The sequence below is a fragment of the Pseudomonas sp. DY-1 genome, assembly GCF_003626975.1.
In the GTDB taxonomy this organism is placed as follows: Bacteria; Pseudomonadota; Gammaproteobacteria; order Pseudomonadales; family Pseudomonadaceae; genus Metapseudomonas.
In genome coordinates this window covers 5,134,282-5,149,928 of the sequence record NZ_CP032616.1, presented here as the reverse complement: position 1 = coordinate 5,149,928, position 15,647 = coordinate 5,134,282, and the positions used below count along the sequence as shown (strand labels likewise).

The 15,647-nt window shown below is 63.6% G+C and carries 14 protein-coding genes; 13 read left to right on the top strand and 1 reads right to left on the bottom strand.

Features of this window, described 5'->3' with window-relative positions; genetic code table 11:
- Positions 1 to 21 precede the first annotated feature (21 nt).
- The 7 genes from D6Z43_RS24145 (at position 22) to pgi (ending at position 7,996) form a co-directional block, all read left to right on the top strand.
- Positions 22 to 1,449, top strand: coding sequence for a sigma-54 dependent transcriptional regulator (locus D6Z43_RS24145; protein WP_120654535.1), 1,428 nt, complete (start codon positions 22 to 24; stop codon positions 1,447 to 1,449).
- Positions 1,450 to 2,130: 681 nt separating this feature from the next.
- Positions 2,131 to 3,537, top strand: a complete 1,407-nt coding sequence (locus D6Z43_RS24140; protein ID WP_120654534.1) for a polynucleotide adenylyltransferase PcnB — start codon at positions 2,131 to 2,133, stop codon at positions 3,535 to 3,537.
- A gap of 2 nt (positions 3,538 to 3,539) precedes the next feature.
- Positions 3,540 to 4,040 (top strand): 2-amino-4-hydroxy-6-hydroxymethyldihydropteridine diphosphokinase, encoded by a 501-nt coding sequence (folK, locus tag D6Z43_RS24135; protein WP_120654533.1) that lies wholly within the window; start codon positions 3,540 to 3,542, stop codon positions 4,038 to 4,040.
- Positions 4,041 to 4,142: 102 nt separating this feature from the next.
- Positions 4,143 to 4,943, top strand: coding sequence for a 3-methyl-2-oxobutanoate hydroxymethyltransferase (gene panB / locus D6Z43_RS24130; RefSeq protein ID WP_120654532.1), 801 nt, complete (start codon positions 4,143 to 4,145; stop codon positions 4,941 to 4,943).
- Complete coding sequence (gene panC, locus D6Z43_RS24125; RefSeq protein ID WP_120654531.1) at positions 4,940 to 5,800, top strand: pantoate--beta-alanine ligase; 861 nt, start codon at positions 4,940 to 4,942, stop codon at positions 5,798 to 5,800. The genes panB and panC overlap by 4 nt, the downstream gene beginning before the upstream one ends.
- A gap of 80 nt (positions 5,801 to 5,880) precedes the next feature.
- A complete protein-coding gene (gene panD, locus D6Z43_RS24120; RefSeq protein ID WP_028630028.1) occupies positions 5,881 to 6,261 on the top strand; it encodes an aspartate 1-decarboxylase in 381 nt (126 codons plus the stop codon).
- A 70-nt stretch (positions 6,262 to 6,331) separates the two neighbouring features.
- Entirely contained in the window at positions 6,332 to 7,996 is a 1,665-nt protein-coding gene (pgi, locus tag D6Z43_RS24115; protein ID WP_120654530.1) for a glucose-6-phosphate isomerase, read from the top strand.
- A gap of 63 nt (positions 7,997 to 8,059) precedes the next feature.
- Here pgi and D6Z43_RS24110 read toward each other — a convergent pair whose 3' ends face one another.
- A complete protein-coding gene (locus D6Z43_RS24110; RefSeq protein ID WP_120654529.1) occupies positions 8,060 to 9,034 on the bottom strand; it encodes a GlxA family transcriptional regulator in 975 nt (324 codons plus the stop codon).
- 102 nt (positions 9,035 to 9,136) lie between these two features.
- Here D6Z43_RS24110 and D6Z43_RS28480 point away from each other — a divergent pair, with 102 nt between their 5' ends.
- From D6Z43_RS28480 to D6Z43_RS24085, 6 genes are all read left to right on the top strand, one after another.
- Entirely contained in the window at positions 9,137 to 9,442 is a 306-nt protein-coding gene (locus D6Z43_RS28480) for a hypothetical protein (RefSeq protein ID WP_256660914.1), read from the top strand.
- Between the two features lie 11 nt (positions 9,443 to 9,453).
- Positions 9,454 to 10,176 (top strand): DJ-1/PfpI family protein, encoded by a 723-nt coding sequence (locus D6Z43_RS24105; protein ID WP_256660913.1) that lies wholly within the window; start codon positions 9,454 to 9,456, stop codon positions 10,174 to 10,176.
- A gap of 109 nt (positions 10,177 to 10,285) precedes the next feature.
- Positions 10,286 to 12,223, top strand: a complete 1,938-nt coding sequence (acs, locus tag D6Z43_RS24100; RefSeq protein ID WP_120654528.1) for an acetate--CoA ligase — start codon at positions 10,286 to 10,288, stop codon at positions 12,221 to 12,223.
- Between the two features lie 61 nt (positions 12,224 to 12,284).
- Positions 12,285 to 13,160 (top strand): oxygenase MpaB family protein, encoded by an 876-nt coding sequence (locus D6Z43_RS24095; RefSeq protein ID WP_120654527.1) that lies wholly within the window; start codon positions 12,285 to 12,287, stop codon positions 13,158 to 13,160.
- An 87-nt stretch (positions 13,161 to 13,247) separates the two neighbouring features.
- Positions 13,248 to 14,426 (top strand): acetyl-CoA C-acetyltransferase, encoded by a 1,179-nt coding sequence (locus tag D6Z43_RS24090; RefSeq protein ID WP_120654526.1) that lies wholly within the window; start codon positions 13,248 to 13,250, stop codon positions 14,424 to 14,426.
- 126 nt (positions 14,427 to 14,552) lie between these two features.
- The gene (locus D6Z43_RS24085; RefSeq protein WP_120654525.1) at positions 14,553 to 15,572 is read left to right on the top strand and encodes a class I SAM-dependent rRNA methyltransferase; all 1,020 of its coding nucleotides are present in this window, start codon (positions 14,553 to 14,555) and stop codon (positions 15,570 to 15,572) included.
- The last annotated feature ends 75 nt before the right edge of the window (positions 15,573 to 15,647 follow it).

Here is a 15,647-nt window from a genome sequence, read left to right as displayed (position 1 = left end):
ACCGTCTAGAGAGCCGAATTAATGCCACATATTCTGATCGTCGAAGACGAAACCATCATTCGCTCCGCCCTGCGACGCCTACTGGAACGCAACCAGTATCAGGTCAGTGAGGCTGGCTCCGTACAGGAAGCCCAGGAGCGCTACAGCATTCCCGGTTTCGACCTGATCATCAGCGACCTTCGCCTGCCTGGCGCTCCCGGTACCGAACTGATCAAGCTGGCCCAAGGCACCCCCGTGCTGATCATGACCAGTTACGCCAGCCTGCGCTCGGCAGTGGATTCGATGAAGATGGGCGCGGTGGACTACATCGCCAAGCCCTTTGACCATGACGAAATGCTCCAGGCTGTCGCGCGCATCCTCAAGGAGCGCCAGGAAGCCAGATCGACTCCGAGCGAGCGCCCCAGTGCCGGCCGCGCCGGCGAGAAGGCCGCAGCTGCCAACGCCGATGGCGAGATTGGCATCATCGGCTCCTGCTCGGCGATGCTCGAGCTCTACAGCAAAATCCGCAAGGTCTCCCCGACCGACTCCACCGTGCTGATCCAGGGCGAGTCCGGCACCGGCAAGGAGCTGGTGGCCCGTGCCCTGCACAACCTTTCCCGTCGCGCCAAGGCGCCGCTGATTTCGGTGAACTGCGCGGCCATCCCGGAAACGTTGATCGAGTCGGAACTCTTCGGCCATGAGAAAGGCGCCTTCACTGGCGCCACCGCCGGCCGTGCCGGTCTGGTGGAAGCCGCCGACGGCGGCACCCTGTTCCTCGACGAGATCGGCGAGTTGCCGCTGGAAGCCCAGGCGCGTCTGCTACGGGTTCTGCAGGAAGGCGAAATCCGCCGCGTTGGCTCGGTGCAGTCGCAGAAGGTCGACGTGCGCCTCATCGCCGCCACCCACCGCGACCTCAAGACCCTGGCCAAAACTGGCCAGTTCCGCGAGGACCTCTATTACCGCCTGCACGTCATTTCCCTGAAACTGCCCGCCCTGCGTGAGCGCGGCAACGACGTACTGGAGATCGCTCGCTCTTTCCTGGCTCGTCAGTGCTCCCAGATGGGGCGCGAAAGCCTGCGCTTCGCAGCGGATGCCGAACAAGCGATCCGCCACTACAACTGGCCGGGTAACGTACGCGAGCTGGAAAACGCCATCGAGCGTGCAGTGATCCTGTGCGAGAGCCCGGACATTTCGGCGGAGCTGCTGGGTATCGACATCGAGCTGGACGATCTGGACGACCTCGACTTCAACGAAGCCGCGGCGCCAGCCCAGGCCAACAACACAGCCCACGAGCCCACCGAAGACCTTTCGCTCGAGGACTACTTCCAGCACTTCGTGCTGGAGCACCAGGACCACATGACTGAAACCGAACTGGCCCGCAAACTGGGGATCAGTCGCAAATGCCTATGGGAGCGCCGCCAGCGTCTGGGTATCCCTCGCCGCAAATCCGGCGCCGCAGCCGGGCCTTGAGCCCCCGACGAGGGTGACAGTACGGAAACACAACTGGTTCCGTGCGCTGTTACCCCGCCAAACATCGCGTAACAAAGCCGGGTTTAAAGGTAACGAAAACCCGGCCTTTTTTTGCCCTCCGATCCGCCACCGCCGCTCGCAAAGCCTTGATTCACAAGGAATCACAAAAGTTGGCACGACATCTGCTTTATCTCTGGCACAACAACAATAAGAAATGCTGAACCCCACAATAAAAACAAGACGTATCGACTCCAGCACAACAAAAACAAGACAGCGGAGGCGCAGCTAACTGATTCTTTTGGAGAGGAGTTGCCCTTGGGGCTCGCCCCACAGCCAGACCGAGAACAATAAAACTGTCCTGAGACAGCGCCCGTACTGGTTGGGTCATGGAATGATCAAGGCACCATCAGCGTCCAAAGCAATCCGTTTGCTATTAACCCTCGATTGGAGGGCATATCCAGAGGCGAAATGCTTGCTGGACCGGGTCGAACAACAAAAACACCAAGCCCGAAACAATAAAAACAAAGCACGCACCAATTTGGGGGGGAGCTTCGGCTCCCCCAGTAGCTTTGCCTCCTTTCAGACCTTTTCTTCTCCATCCCCCCTCCCAGTGCTAGAATCCGCGGCCATCGTGCGCCCATATCCTTTTCTGGCCGTCCATCCCGCAAAACAGTGCATCCCATGCTGAAGAAGCTGTTCCAGTCTTTCCGATCCCCCCTTCGCCGCGCTCAGCATCCGCGCAGCACTCCCGAAGTACTGGGCAATAATCAGCACTCGCTGCACCGCTCGGGTATCAGCCGCAACGCCGTGGTGGTGGTCGAGCGCCTGCAGAAGGCGGGTTATCAGGCCTACCTCGTTGGTGGCTGCGTCCGCGATCTGCTGCTAAACCTGCGCCCCAAGGATTTCGACGTGGCCACAAGCGCCACCCCGGAACAAGTGCGCGCCGAATTCCGCAATGCCCGGGTGATTGGCCGCCGCTTCAAACTGGCCCATGTGCAGTTCGGCCGGGAGATCATCGAAGTCGCCACCTTCCGCGCCAACCACCCGCAAGGTGAAGACGAGGAAGACAGCAACCAGGCCTCGCGTAACGAAAGCGGCCGCATCCTGCGCGACAACGTCTATGGCAGCCTGGAAGACGACGCACAGCGCCGCGACTTCACCATCAATGCGCTGTACTACGATCCGACCACCGAGCGCATCCTCGACTACGCCCACGGCGTGCACGACATCCGCAATCGCCTGGTGCGCCTGATCGGCATTCCAGAGCAGCGTTACCAGGAAGACCCGGTGCGCATGCTGCGCGCCGCGCGGTTCGCCGCCAAGCTGGACTTCGAGATCGAGAAACACAGCGCCGCTCCCATTCGCCGTCTGGCACCGATGCTGCGCGAAATTCCATCAGCGCGCCTGTTCGACGAAGTGCTCAAGCTGTTCCTCAGCGGCAAGGCCGAACGCACCTTCGAATTACTGGTGGAGTTCGACCTCTTCGCTCCGCTGTTCCCGGCCAGCGCCGCTGCGCTTGAACGAGACCCCGAGTACACCGGTAGACTGATCCGCCAGGCGCTGATCAACACCGACGAACGCATCCGCCAGCACAAACCCGTTACCCCGGCGTTCCTCTTCGCTGCACTGCTGTGGCCGGCCTTGCCCGCCCGCGCGGCGCAGCTGCAGGAGCGCGGCATGCCGCCGATCCCGGCGATGCAGGAAGCTGCCCACGGTCTGATCACGGAGCAGGTCCAGCGCACCGCCATTCCCAAGCGTTTCAGCATCCCGATCCGTGAGATCTGGGACATGCAGGAGCGCCTGCCGCGCCGAAGCGGGAAGCGCGCCGACCTGCTGCTGGAAAATCCGCGTTTCCGCGCCGGCTACGACTTCCTGCTGCTGCGCGAAAGCGCCGGCGAAAAAACCGATGGTCTGGGCGACTGGTGGACCGATTACCAGGACGCCAGCGACAGCCAGCGCCGCAATATGATCCGCGAACTGAGCGCCAAGGATGATCAGCAGCCGTCCGGCCAGCGTCGCCGTCGCGGTGGCAGCCGCCGCCGTCGCGGCCCACGCGGCGACAACACCCCCGGTACTCCGGGCGAGTAATCATGGAACGCGTGTACATCGGCCTCGGCAGCAATCTCGCCGACCCCGTCAGCCAGCTGCGTGGAGCCCTCGCGGCGATGGGCGACCTGCCCCGCACCCGGCTTGCTGCCGTGTCCTCGCTCTACGCCAGCGACCCGCTCGGCCCGGCGGACCAGCCCCGCTACGTCAACGCCGTCGCTGCTCTGGAAACAGAGCTCGCCCCACTGGACCTTCTGGACGCCCTGCAAGTCATCGAGCTTGCGCAAGGGCGCGTACGCAAGGACGAGCGCTGGGGGCCACGCACCCTGGACCTGGACATCCTCCTGTTCGGCCAACACCGGATCGACGAGCCCCGGCTGCAGGTTCCGCACTACCACATGCATGCCCGTGCCTTTGTGCTCTACCCCCTGGCGGAGATTGCCGGCGACCTGCAGCTGCCCGATGGGCGCCCGTTGCAAAGCCTGCTGAGCGCCTGCCCCTTCGAAGGCCTCGAACGCCTGCCCGACTTGGCGGTAACGCCGTAACAGGTCGGTAACACCTGCAATTGACTTCATGCCCCCCCATCGGGACTATAAGCGTCCCGTTGCCCCGCGCCGGTGCAAACTGGCGCCGCTGAGGACGTTTTCATGCCTGATGTGACCCTGACCACCCTGCAAGAGCTCAAGCTGAAAGGCGAGAAGATCGCCATGCTGACAGCCTACGACGCCACTTTTGCCCGGGCCGCCTGCCAGGCCGGCGTAGATGTGCTCCTGGTGGGTGATTCCCTTGGCATGGTCCTGCAAGGCCATGACAGCACCCTGCCGGTCAGCGTGAGCGAAATGGCCTATCACACCGCGGCTGTGAAACGCGGTAACCAGGGCGCGCTGATCATCAGCGACCTGCCGTTCATGGCCTATGCCAACCTCGACCAGACCTTCGCCAACTCCGCCGCACTGATGCAGGCCGGTGCCCACATGGTGAAACTGGAAGGTGCCGCCTGGCTGGCCGAACCCATCCGTCTGCTGGCCGAGCGCGGCGTACCGGTATGCGCCCATCTGGGCCTGACCCCGCAAGCCGTGAACATCCTCGGCGGCTACAAGGTCCAGGGACGCCAGGAGGCTCAGGCGCGCCAACTGCGCGCCGACGCCATGGCCCTGGAACAAGCTGGCGCAGCGATGCTGCTGCTGGAATGTGTGCCCAGCGAACTGGCCGCAGAAATCACCCAGTCGGTGAAGATCCCGGTAATTGGCATCGGTGCCGGTAGCGCCACCGATGGCCAGGTTCTGGTCCTGCACGACATGCTTGGCCTGTCCCTCACCGGCCGTGCACCCAAGTTCGTGAAGAACTTCATGGAAGGCCAGACCAGCATCCAGGCAGCGATCGCTGCCTACGTCCAGGCCGTCAAGGACGTCTCCTTCCCCGCCGCCGAACACGGATTCTCCGCATGAACACCGTAAAGACCGTCCGAGAATTGCGCGCAGCCGTCGCCCGCGCGCGCAGTGAAGGCAAGCGCGTTGGCTTCGTGCCGACGATGGGCAACCTCCACGCCGGACACGTCGCCCTGGTGGAAAAAGCCAGCCAGCGAGTCGACTTCGTGGTAGCAAGCATCTTCGTCAACCCGCTGCAGTTCGGCCCCAGCGAAGACCTGGCCAAGTATCCACGCACGCTGGTGTCCGACCAGGAAAAGCTGGTGGCCGCTGGCTGCCATCTGCTGTTCCATCCGGACGTGGAAGAAATGTACCCGGACGGGATGGACGGCCAGACCCGTGTAAATGTCCCGCTGGTGTCCGAAGGACTCTGTGGCGGTAGCCGCCCTGGCCATTTCGAAGGCGTCGCCACCGTGGTGAGCAAGCTGTTCAACATGGTCCAGCCCGATCTCGCGGTATTCGGCGAGAAGGATTTCCAGCAGTTGGCGGTCATCCGCAAGCTGGTGCGTGATCTGAACATGCCGATCCAGATCATGGGCGAGCCCACGGTGCGCGCCGAAGATGGTCTGGCCTTGTCGTCGCGCAATGGCTATCTGGACGACGCTCAGCGGGCGGCTGCTCCGGCGCTCTACCGCACCCTGCAGCAACTGGCATCTGCCATCCGCGCAGGACGCCGCGATTTCGCCGCACTGGAGCAGGAAGGCCAGGCCGAACTGACCAAGGCAGGTTTTCGCCCGGACTACCTCGAAGTCCGCGAAGCGCTGAACCTGCGCCCCGCAGGTGACAAGGACCAGCAGTTGGTCATCCTGGGCGCCGCCTTCATGGGCAACACCCGCCTGATCGACAACCTTGCCTTCAACCTCGAAGCGCAAGCCTGACCAACGCCCGTCATAGCCTTGAACCCCCTCGGGGGTTCGGGCAAACTCTGCCGCCGCCCGCATCCTGACGAGGAAAAGCCATGCACGCCATCATGCTCAAGGCCAAACTGCACCGCGCCGAAGTTACTCACGCCGTGCTCGACTACGAAGGCTCCTGCGCCATCGATGGTGAATGGCTCGATCTCTCTGGCATCCGCGAGTACGAACAGATTCAGATTTACAACGTCGACAACGGCGAGCGCTTCACCACCTACGCCATCCGCGCCGAGAATGGCTCTCGGATGATTTCGGTCAACGGCGCTGCGGCGCACAAGGCCAAGGTGGGTGATCGTGTGATCATCTGCGCCTACGCTCACTACAGCGAAGCCGAACTGGCCAATTTCAAACCGCGTATGCTGTACATGGCTCCGGGCAATGAACTCAGCCACACCAGCAACGCGATTCCGGTACAGGTCGCCTGAGACCGGGATACAGAATGACCCGAAGCCCGGACTTTTCCGGGCTTTTTCATAAGTCGCACACAGGTACGCCATGGATCACCACCTGACGCCGCTCGATGTCACTCAACTGCCCACCTGGACCGTGCTCCGCCAGCATCGCCAGGAACTTGCCGGTTTCAGCCTGCGCCAGGCCTTCGCCGAAAACCCTGAGCGCTTCAAGCAGTTCAGCCACAGCGCCTGCGGCCTGCTGCTGGACTTCTCGAAGAACCTGATCCGTACCGACACCCTGAACCTGCTGGTCAAGCTGGCGGAAGAAGCCCAGCTCGGCGACGCCATCAAGGCCATGTTCCGTGGTGATGTGATCAACGCGTCCGAGCAGCGTCCGGTATTACACACGGCGTTGCGTCGTCCCATTGGCGACAAGGTGCGGGTAGAAGGCGTCGACGTGATGCCGGAGGTGCATCGCGTCCTGCACCAGATGACCGAACTGGTGGGCTACGTGCACAACGGTCTGTGGCGTGGCTACACCGAGAAACCCATCACCGACGTGGTGAATATCGGTATCGGCGGTTCGTTCCTCGGCCCGCAACTGGTCTCCGAAGCACTGCTGCCCTTCGCCCAGAAAGGTGTGCGCTGCCACTACCTGGCGAACATCGACGGCAGCGAGTTCCGCGAACTGGCCTGCCGACTGAACGCCGAGACCACGCTGTTCATCGTCTCCAGCAAGTCCTTCGGCACCCTGGAAACCCTGAAGAACGCCCAAGCCGCCCGCGCCTGGTACCTGGCCCAGGGCGGCAGCGAAGAGGAGCTGTACCGGCACTTCATCGCGGTTTCCAGCAACAAGGAAGCTGCGGTGGCATTCGGCATCCGCGAAGAAAATATCTTCCCCATGTGGGACTGGGTCGGCGGTCGCTATTCGCTTTGGTCCGCCATTGGCCTGCCGATCGCCATGTCCATCGGCATCTCCAACTTCAAGGAACTGCTCTCCGGCGCCTACAGCATGGACCAGCACTTCCAGAGCACACCGTTTGATCGCAACATCCCGGTGATCCTCGGCCTGCTTGGTGTCTGGTATGGCGATTTCTGGGGCGCCCGCAGCCACGCGATCCTGCCCTACGACTACTACCTGCGGAACTTCACCGACCACCTGCAGCAGCTGGACATGGAGTCCAACGGCAAGAGCGTGCGTCAAGATGGCACCCCGGTCACCGCTGGCACTGGCCCGGTGATCTGGGGCGGCGTCGGCTGCAACGGCCAGCACGCTTATCACCAGTTGCTGCACCAGGGCACCCAGCTGATTCCGGCGGACTTCATTGTCCCGGTGTCCAGCTACAACCCGGTGGCCGACCACCACCAGTGGCTTTTCGCCAACTGCCTGTCCCAGAGTCAGGCGCTGATGCTCGGCAAATCCCGCGAGGAGGCTGAGGCCGAATTGCGCGCCAAAGGATTGCCGGAAGACGAAGTGCAGCGCCTGGCGCCGCACAAGGTCGTGCCCGGCAACCGGCCGAGCAATACCCTGGTGGTGGAACGCATCAGCCCTCGCCGTCTGGGCGCACTGATCGCCATGTACGAGCACAAGGTCTACGTACAGAGCGTACTCTGGGGCATCAATGCCTTTGACCAATGGGGCGTGGAGCTCGGCAAGGAACTGGGCAAGACGGTCTACTCGCGCCTCACTGGCCAGGACGAAGCCCAGGCCGAGGATGGCTCGACTCAGGGCCTGATCGACTTCTTCCGCGCACGCCATCGCGGTTAACCCATATCGCTCCCACAAGCCGTATCGTGCCTTGTGGGAGCGAAATCATTCGCAAATCCACCCTTACCGGCAAAACCGCTGCCGATACTCGCTCGGCGTTACTCCCAAGGCCTGAACGAAGGCCCTGCGCAGGTTGTACTCGCTGCCGAACCCGGTCTTCTCCGCCGTACGCTTGAGCGATGGCGCCCCCGCCTCCAGCAGTCGACAGGCCTCTTCAAGACGTAGCTGGAACAGTAGCTTCGCCGGCGTCATGCCCAGCTCCGCCTGGCAATGCCGGTGCAAGGTGCGTGGAGAGACCGCGGCCCTCGCCGCCATAGCTTCGATATCCAGCTCCTGGTGCAGTCGACCACGAAGCCAATGGACCAATTGCTCCAGCAAACCACCTTCAGGCGCCTGCTGCGCCAACAGTTCGGCGCTGAACTGCCGCTGTCCTCCCGGCCGGCGCAGGTACATGACCAGCCCCTTGGCCACCTGCAACGACAGTGCGCGGCCATGATCTTCCTCCACCAGGCTCAGGCAGAGGTCCATTCCAGCGGTCACGCCCGCTGAGCTGTAGAAGTCCCCGTCACGGACGAACAGTGCGTCCTGCTGCACCCGCAATTTCGGGAATAGCCGCTGCAGTAGCGAGGCGTACTTCCAGTGAGTCACCACGGAGCGGTCATCCAGTAGCCCGGCCTGCGCCAGCAGGAAAGCCCCTGTACAGACCGAACAGCAACGCGCCGCAACAGGTCCGGCCTCCCTCAGCCAACGCGCCAGCACGCCCTGTCCCATCACCCGCTGTATGCCGAAGCCGCCCGCCACCACCAACGTGCACCCGGCCAGGCTGGTTGGTTCGGGCAAGGCTTCGGTCATCAACTCGAGCCCAGTGCTGGAACGCACCAGTCCACCATTGGCGGAAATGCCCCGCAGCACGTAGGGCACGCCCAACTGCTTCGGAAGGTGCTCGGCCACCGCAGCGAATACGTCCGCCGGACCGGTGGCATCCAGCAACTGGAATTCGGGAAAAACCAACAGCAGTACGTTATGAGGAGGCTGCATGCGGGGGCGCTCGACGGCAGGATTGGCAGATATTCACTCATAGCTGTCATTCAGGACACCTGCCCGCGCGCCAGACTGGAATCCCCGTCTCGGAGAAGGCCCATGCGAGCGCTACTGCTGATCTTGCTGCTGTACATCCCCCTGCTTGGGCTGGCGGAAACGCTCCAGTCCTACCACCCGCATGCCGGACGCGAGCAGCCGCTGGTGGCTGTGGTCGGCGAGAACCGCATGACCGAGCTGGTGGACTTCATGGTGCCCTTCGGACTGCTCAGCCGCGCCGGAGTAGCCAAGGTGGTCGCCCTGTCCACCCGCAAAGGGCCGCTGCAGTTGATGCCGGCGCTGAAAGTCGAAGCCCAGGCGACCACTGCCGAGTTTGAACAGGACTACCCGGAGGGGGCGGACACCTGATCGTCCCTGCCGTGCACCATAGCGACGATCCCATACTCACTGCTTTCGTCGCCGATCAGGCCGCCAGGGGGGCCACCATCGTCGGCATTTGCGACGGTGTACTGGTATTGGGCCACGCCGGCCTGCTCCATGGCCGTCGGGCCACCGGTCACTGGTATTCGAAGGCGCAGCGCGAAGAGGACTTCCCCGACACCCGTTGGCGGGTCAACCGCCGCTACGTGGTGGATGGCAAGCTGGTGACCAGCTCAGGAGTCAGCGCCGCACTGCCTGTGTCCCTGGCCCTGGTACAAGCGATTGCCGGTGAGGCGAAGACGATCGCCTTCGCACGCGAGATCGGCCTGGCCGGCTGGTCCGCCGAGCACCAGAGCCAGACATTTGCCTTTGGCCCCGGCGGTTACCTGACGGCGGTGGCAAACTACCTGGCCTTCTGGCGCCACGAAACCCTGACCTTGGCGCTGCGGCCAGGACTCGATGAAGCCTCCCTCGCATTGCGCGCCGATGCATGGGCCCGCAGTTTCCGCACCGACGTGCTGGCCGTCGGCGATGGGCCGGTTCGCACTCGTCACGGCCTGGTGCTGCTACCCGATGCGTCCATGGGAGGAAAATCGGCCCTCCCCGACAGCAACGCGCCGCCCGGTCAGGTGCTGGACGAAACTCTGGACGACATCGTCGCGCGCTACGGCGGCGCCACTGCCACCTTCGTCGCCGCCCAGCTGGAATATCCGCGTCGCTGAACGATCTGGCGGGCACCGGGTTCAAAACTCCATGGACAACCCTTGAACCCGGCGACGGCTTGGATGCACCCTTGTCGCCATCTCGGCTCTACAACAACAAGGACCCGCCATGTACGAGATCAGCCTTCACCCCGTGCCGGACGCCGTGCGCAAGCACGCCCTCGTCGACAACGATGCCTACCTGCGCCTGTACCAGCAGTCCGTGGAGCAGCCCGAGCTGTTCTGGAGCGAGCAGGCCACCAGCTTCCTCACCTGGTTCAAGCCCTGGGACCAGTTGCATCACAGCGACCTTGCGAAAGGCGAGGCCGAGTGGTTCAAGGGCGGCAAGCTGAACGTCGCCTACAACTGCATCGATCGCCACCTGGAGCAGCGAGGCGAGCAGGTTGCCATCATCTGGGAAGGTGACAATCCCAGCGAATCCGCGCAGATCACCTACCGCAAGCTGCACAGCCATGTGGCCCGCCTGGCCAATGTGCTGAAGAGTCGTGGCGTGAAGAAAGGCGACCGGGTCTGCATCTACATGCCGATGATTCCCGAGGCGGCCTACGCCATGCTCGCCTGTGCGCGCATTGGCGCCGTGCACTCGGTGGTGTTCGGCGGCTTTTCCCCGGATGCCCTGCGTGACCGCATCCTTGATGCCGACTGCCGCACAGTGATCACCGCCGACGAAGGTGTTCGCGGCGGCAAATACGTCCCGCTGAAACAGAACGTCGACAAGGCCCTGAAAGACTGCCCGAACGTATCCTCGGTGCTGGTGGTCCAGCGCACCGAAGGCAAGATCGACTGGCAGGACGGGCGCGACCTCTGGTACCACGAGGCCCTGCGCGGCGCCAGCGAGGATTGCCCGCCGGAATGGATGGATGCCGAAGACCCGCTGTTCATCCTCTACACGTCCGGTTCCACCGGAAAACCCAAGGGCGTGCTGCATACCACCGGCGGCTACCTGCTGGGCGCAGCGATGACCCACAAGTACGTGTTCGACTATCACGAAGGCGAGATCTACTGGTGCACCGCGGACGTGGGCTGGGTCACCGGCCACAGCTACATCGTCTATGGCCCGCTGGCTAACGCCGCTACCACCCTGATGTTCGAGGGCGTGCCCAACTACCCCGACGCCTCGCGCTTCTGGCAAGTGATCGACAAGCACCAGGTGAATATCTTCTACACCGCTCCCACCGCCATCCGCGCCCTGATGCGCGAAGGCGAGGAACCGGTGAAGAAGACCTCCCGGTCCAGCCTGCGCCTGCTTGGCAGCGTCGGCGAACCGATCAACCCGGAAGCCTGGGAGTGGTATTACAACGTAGTGGGCGACTGCCGCTGCCCCATCGTCGACACCTGGTGGCAGACCGAAACCGGCAGCATCCTCATTACCCCGCTGCCCGGCGCCACTGCCCTGAAGCCCGGCTCGGCCACTCGCCCCTTCTTCGGCGTGCAGCCGGTGCTGCTGGATGATAAAGGCAAGGAAATCGACGGCGCCGGCTCGGGCGTACTGGCGATCAAGGCCAGCTGGCCGAGCCAGATCCGTAGTGTCTACGGCGACCACAAGCGAATGATCGACACCTACTTTGCAGCCTATCCCGGCTACTACTTCACCGGTGACGGCGCCCGGCGCGATGAGGACGGCTACTACTGGATCACTGGCCGCGTCGACGACGTCATCAACGTTTCCGGCCACCGCATCGGCACCGCCGAAGTGGAAAGCGCCCTGGTGCTGCATGACGCCGTGGCAGAGGCCGCCGTAGTGGGTTACCCGCACGACCTCAAAGGACAGGGCATCTACGCCTTCGTTACGCCAATGAAGGGCCTGGAACCGACCGAGGAACTGAAGAAAGAACTACTGGCCCTGGTCAGCAAGGAAATCGGCAGCTTCGCCAAGCCCGAACTGATCCAGTGGGCGCCGGGCCTGCCCAAGACCCGCTCGGGCAAGATCATGCGCCGCATTTTGCGCAAAATTGCCTGCAACGAGCTGGATAACCTCGGCGATACCTCCACCCTGGCCGACCCGTCGGTGGTGCAGAACCTGATCGACAAACGCCTCAACCAGTAAGCCCTGTCAAGGCGCCAGTCTCCTCGGGGGCTGGCGCCTTTCGCTTGGAAGCCCTCGCTGCATGGAATTCATTCGCCGCCGCATCGAAAGCCAGATCATCGGCCTCACCGGTCTAGCCCTCGGCCAGCTCGATTTCGAAAACCCCAAGGGTGATCCAGGCCTCTTCGGCCCAGACTCTGTGACCTGGAAGGTTCACGGCGATTTCACCTCGATGATGATCGGCGGCATCAGCGCCTTGCTCTTGCAGATGCTGCATCCCCTGGCGCTTTCCGGCGTATGGGACCACTCCAATTTCCGCGCGGACATGCTCGGCCGCCTGCGCCGCACCGGCCAGTTCATCTCCGGTACCACCTATGGCACCCGCAAGGACGCCGACTGGCTGATCGACAAGGTCCGCACCATCCATATGCAGGTGGTCGGCACCGCTCCGGACGGCCGCTCCTATGCCGCCAGCGACCCGGCTTTGCTGACCTGGGTGCACGTGGCCGAAGTGAGCTGCTTCCTCAAGGCTCACCTGCGCTACCTGAACCCTCAGCTTTCCGGTGAAGAACAGGACCGCTACTACGCTGAGATCGCCCTGGTGGCTGAACGACTCGGTGCGCAGGGCGTACCGAAGTCCCGCCAGCAAGTGGCGGACTATCTGGAGGCAATGCGCCCGCAGCTTGCCTGCGATGACCGCAGCCGGGAAGTAGTGCGAGTTCTCCTCGGCGCCCCGTCACCCAGCGCGGTGGCCAAACCCTTTGGTGTGCTGATGATGCAGGCCGGCATCGACCTGATGCCGGACTGGGCCAGCGCCATGCTCGGCCTCTACCAGCGCCCCTGGCAGCGCCGCGTGGTGCGTGATCTGGTCTGGCGGGTAGCACCGCTGCTGCGCTGGGCCATGCGCAATGGCGCTGTCCATCGTGCGCGCCGCCGTATGGGGCTGCCCCCCCGTTGAGAGTGTGGTCCGACCAAATTCCCTGTGCGACGATTGCGGCTTGCTCGGTCATTGCCTGCCCCAATTCACAGCTGTGAGGACAGATCCATGCAAGACGTCGTAATCGTTGCCGCCACCCGCACCGCCATCGGCAGCTTCCAGGGCTCCCTGGCGAACATTCCTGCGCCCGAGCTGGGAGCCGCCGTGATTCGCCAGTTGCTGGCGCAAAGCGGCCTCAAGGGCGAGCAGGTCGATGAAGTGATCCTGGGCCAGGTGCTCACCGCCGGGTCCGGCCAAAATCCGGCACGCCAGGCTGCTATCCTCACCGGCCTGCCCCATGCGGTTCCAGCCATGACCCTGAACAAGGTCTGCGGCTCCGGCCTAAAGGCGCTGCACCTGGCAGCCCAGGCCATCCGCTGTGGCGACGCCGAGGTGATCATCGCTGGCGGCCAGGAAAACATGAGCCTGGCGCCCTACGTCATGCCAGGTGCCCGTACCGGCCTGCGCATGGGTCACGCCAAACTGGTGGACACCATGATCCAGGATGGCCTTTGGGATGCCTTCAACGACTACCACATGGGCATTACCGCCGAGAATCTGGTGGAGAAGTACGGCCTGAACCGCGAACAGCAGGACAGCTTTGCCGCCGCCTCCCAGCAGAAGGCCGCGGCCGCTATCGAGTCCGGGCGCTTCAAAGATGAGATCACCCCCATTCTGATCCCGCAGAAGAAAGGCGATCCGGTTGCCTTCTCCACCGACGAGCAGCCACGCGCCGGCACCACTGCCGAAGCCCTGGCCAAACTCAAGCCTGCGTTCAAGAAAGACGGCAGCGTCACCGCCGGCAACGCGTCGACCCTCAACGACGGTGCCGCCGCCGTACTGCTGATGAGTGCGGAAAAGGCCAAGGCCCTGGGCCTGCCGGTGCTGGCCCGCATCGCGGCCTATGCCAATGCTGGTGTCGACCCGGCGATCATGGGCATCGGCCCGGTATCTGCCACCCGCCGTTGCCTGGAAAAGGCGGGCTGGAACCTGACCGACCTGGACCTGATCGAGGCCAATGAAGCCTTCGCCGCACAGTCCCTTTCGGTTGGCAAGGAGCTGGGCTGGGACACCACAAAGGTCAACGTCAATGGCGGCGCCATCGCCCTCGGCCATCCCATCGGTGCCTCCGGCTGCCGCGTACTCGTGACCCTGCTGCACGAAATGCTCAAGCGCGATGCGAAGAAAGGCCTGGCGACCCTCTGCATCGGCGGCGGCCAAGGCGTGGCCCTGGCCATCGAGCGCTGATCCAACTCGTAGGTTGGCGCGCAGGGCGAAGCCCAACATATAGCCCCCTATCGGGGCGCCAACCTACGAAAGCCCAACCCGCTCTCGTTTGTTAAACTGCGCGCCCCTTTTTGCGAGACGCCGCGCATGTCCTCCGCTCTCATCCAGGCGCTGCGCGCCGCCCTCGATGCCCGCCAGCCGCTGCTGGCCGAGCTCCATGCCCAGGACACCGATTGCTACCGGCTGTTCCATGGCAGCCAGGAAGGCGCACCGGGCCTGACCGTCGACCGCTACGGCCCCCAGCTGATGGTGCAGAGCTTTCACCAGCCACTGGAGCGCGGCCCGTTGCTGGATCTGGCTGCTGCGGTAAACGAGTTTCTCGGCGAGAAGCTGCTGCTGGTCTACAACGACCGCTCCCAGGGCAATTCACGCGTTGATCGCCACGACCCGGTTTATCAGGCTGAACCGGCTGCCCTGGAAGACCTCGTGGGTCGCGAGTGGGGCCTGAACTACCGGGTACGCGGCCGCCATGCGGGGCAGGACCCGCTACTCTTCCTCGACCTGCGCAACGCCCGTGGCTGGGTCAAGGACAACAGTGCCGGCAAGTCCGTGCTCAACCTTTTCGCCTACACCTGCGGAGTTGGCGTTTGCGCTGCCGGCGGCGGCGCAAGCGAGGTGTGGAACCTGGACTTCGCCGAGGGCAATCTCGCGGTCGGCCGTGAAAACGGAGCCCTGAACCCGAGCCTGGCCCCCATGCGCTTTGTGCAATCGGACTACTTCCCGGCGATCCGCCAACTGGCCGGGCAGCCCATCGCCCGCCGCCACGGCCAGAAACTGCCCAGTTACCCGCGCCTGGAGCAGCGCCAGTTCGACCTGGTATTCCTCGACCCGCCCGCCTGGGCCAAGAGCGCCTTCGGAACCGTGGACTTGCTGCGCGACTATCAGAGCCTGCTCAAGCCGGCCCTGCTGGCCACCGAGGATGGCGGCGTGCTGGTGTGCAACAACAACCTGGCAAAAGTGGATATGGAGGACTGGCGCGAACTGGTGCTGCGTTGCGCGAGCAAACTGGGCCGCCCAGTCCGCGACTGCCAGCAATTGGCACCCGCCGCCGACTTCCCCTCCCGAGATGCGCGCCCACCGCTCAAGACCTTGATCCTGCAGCTCTAAAAGCCGTTCGGTAACGAGAGCCAGCCGTCAGGCGGAACCCTGAGGCCGTGCCATAATCCAAGGCATTCTTCGCCG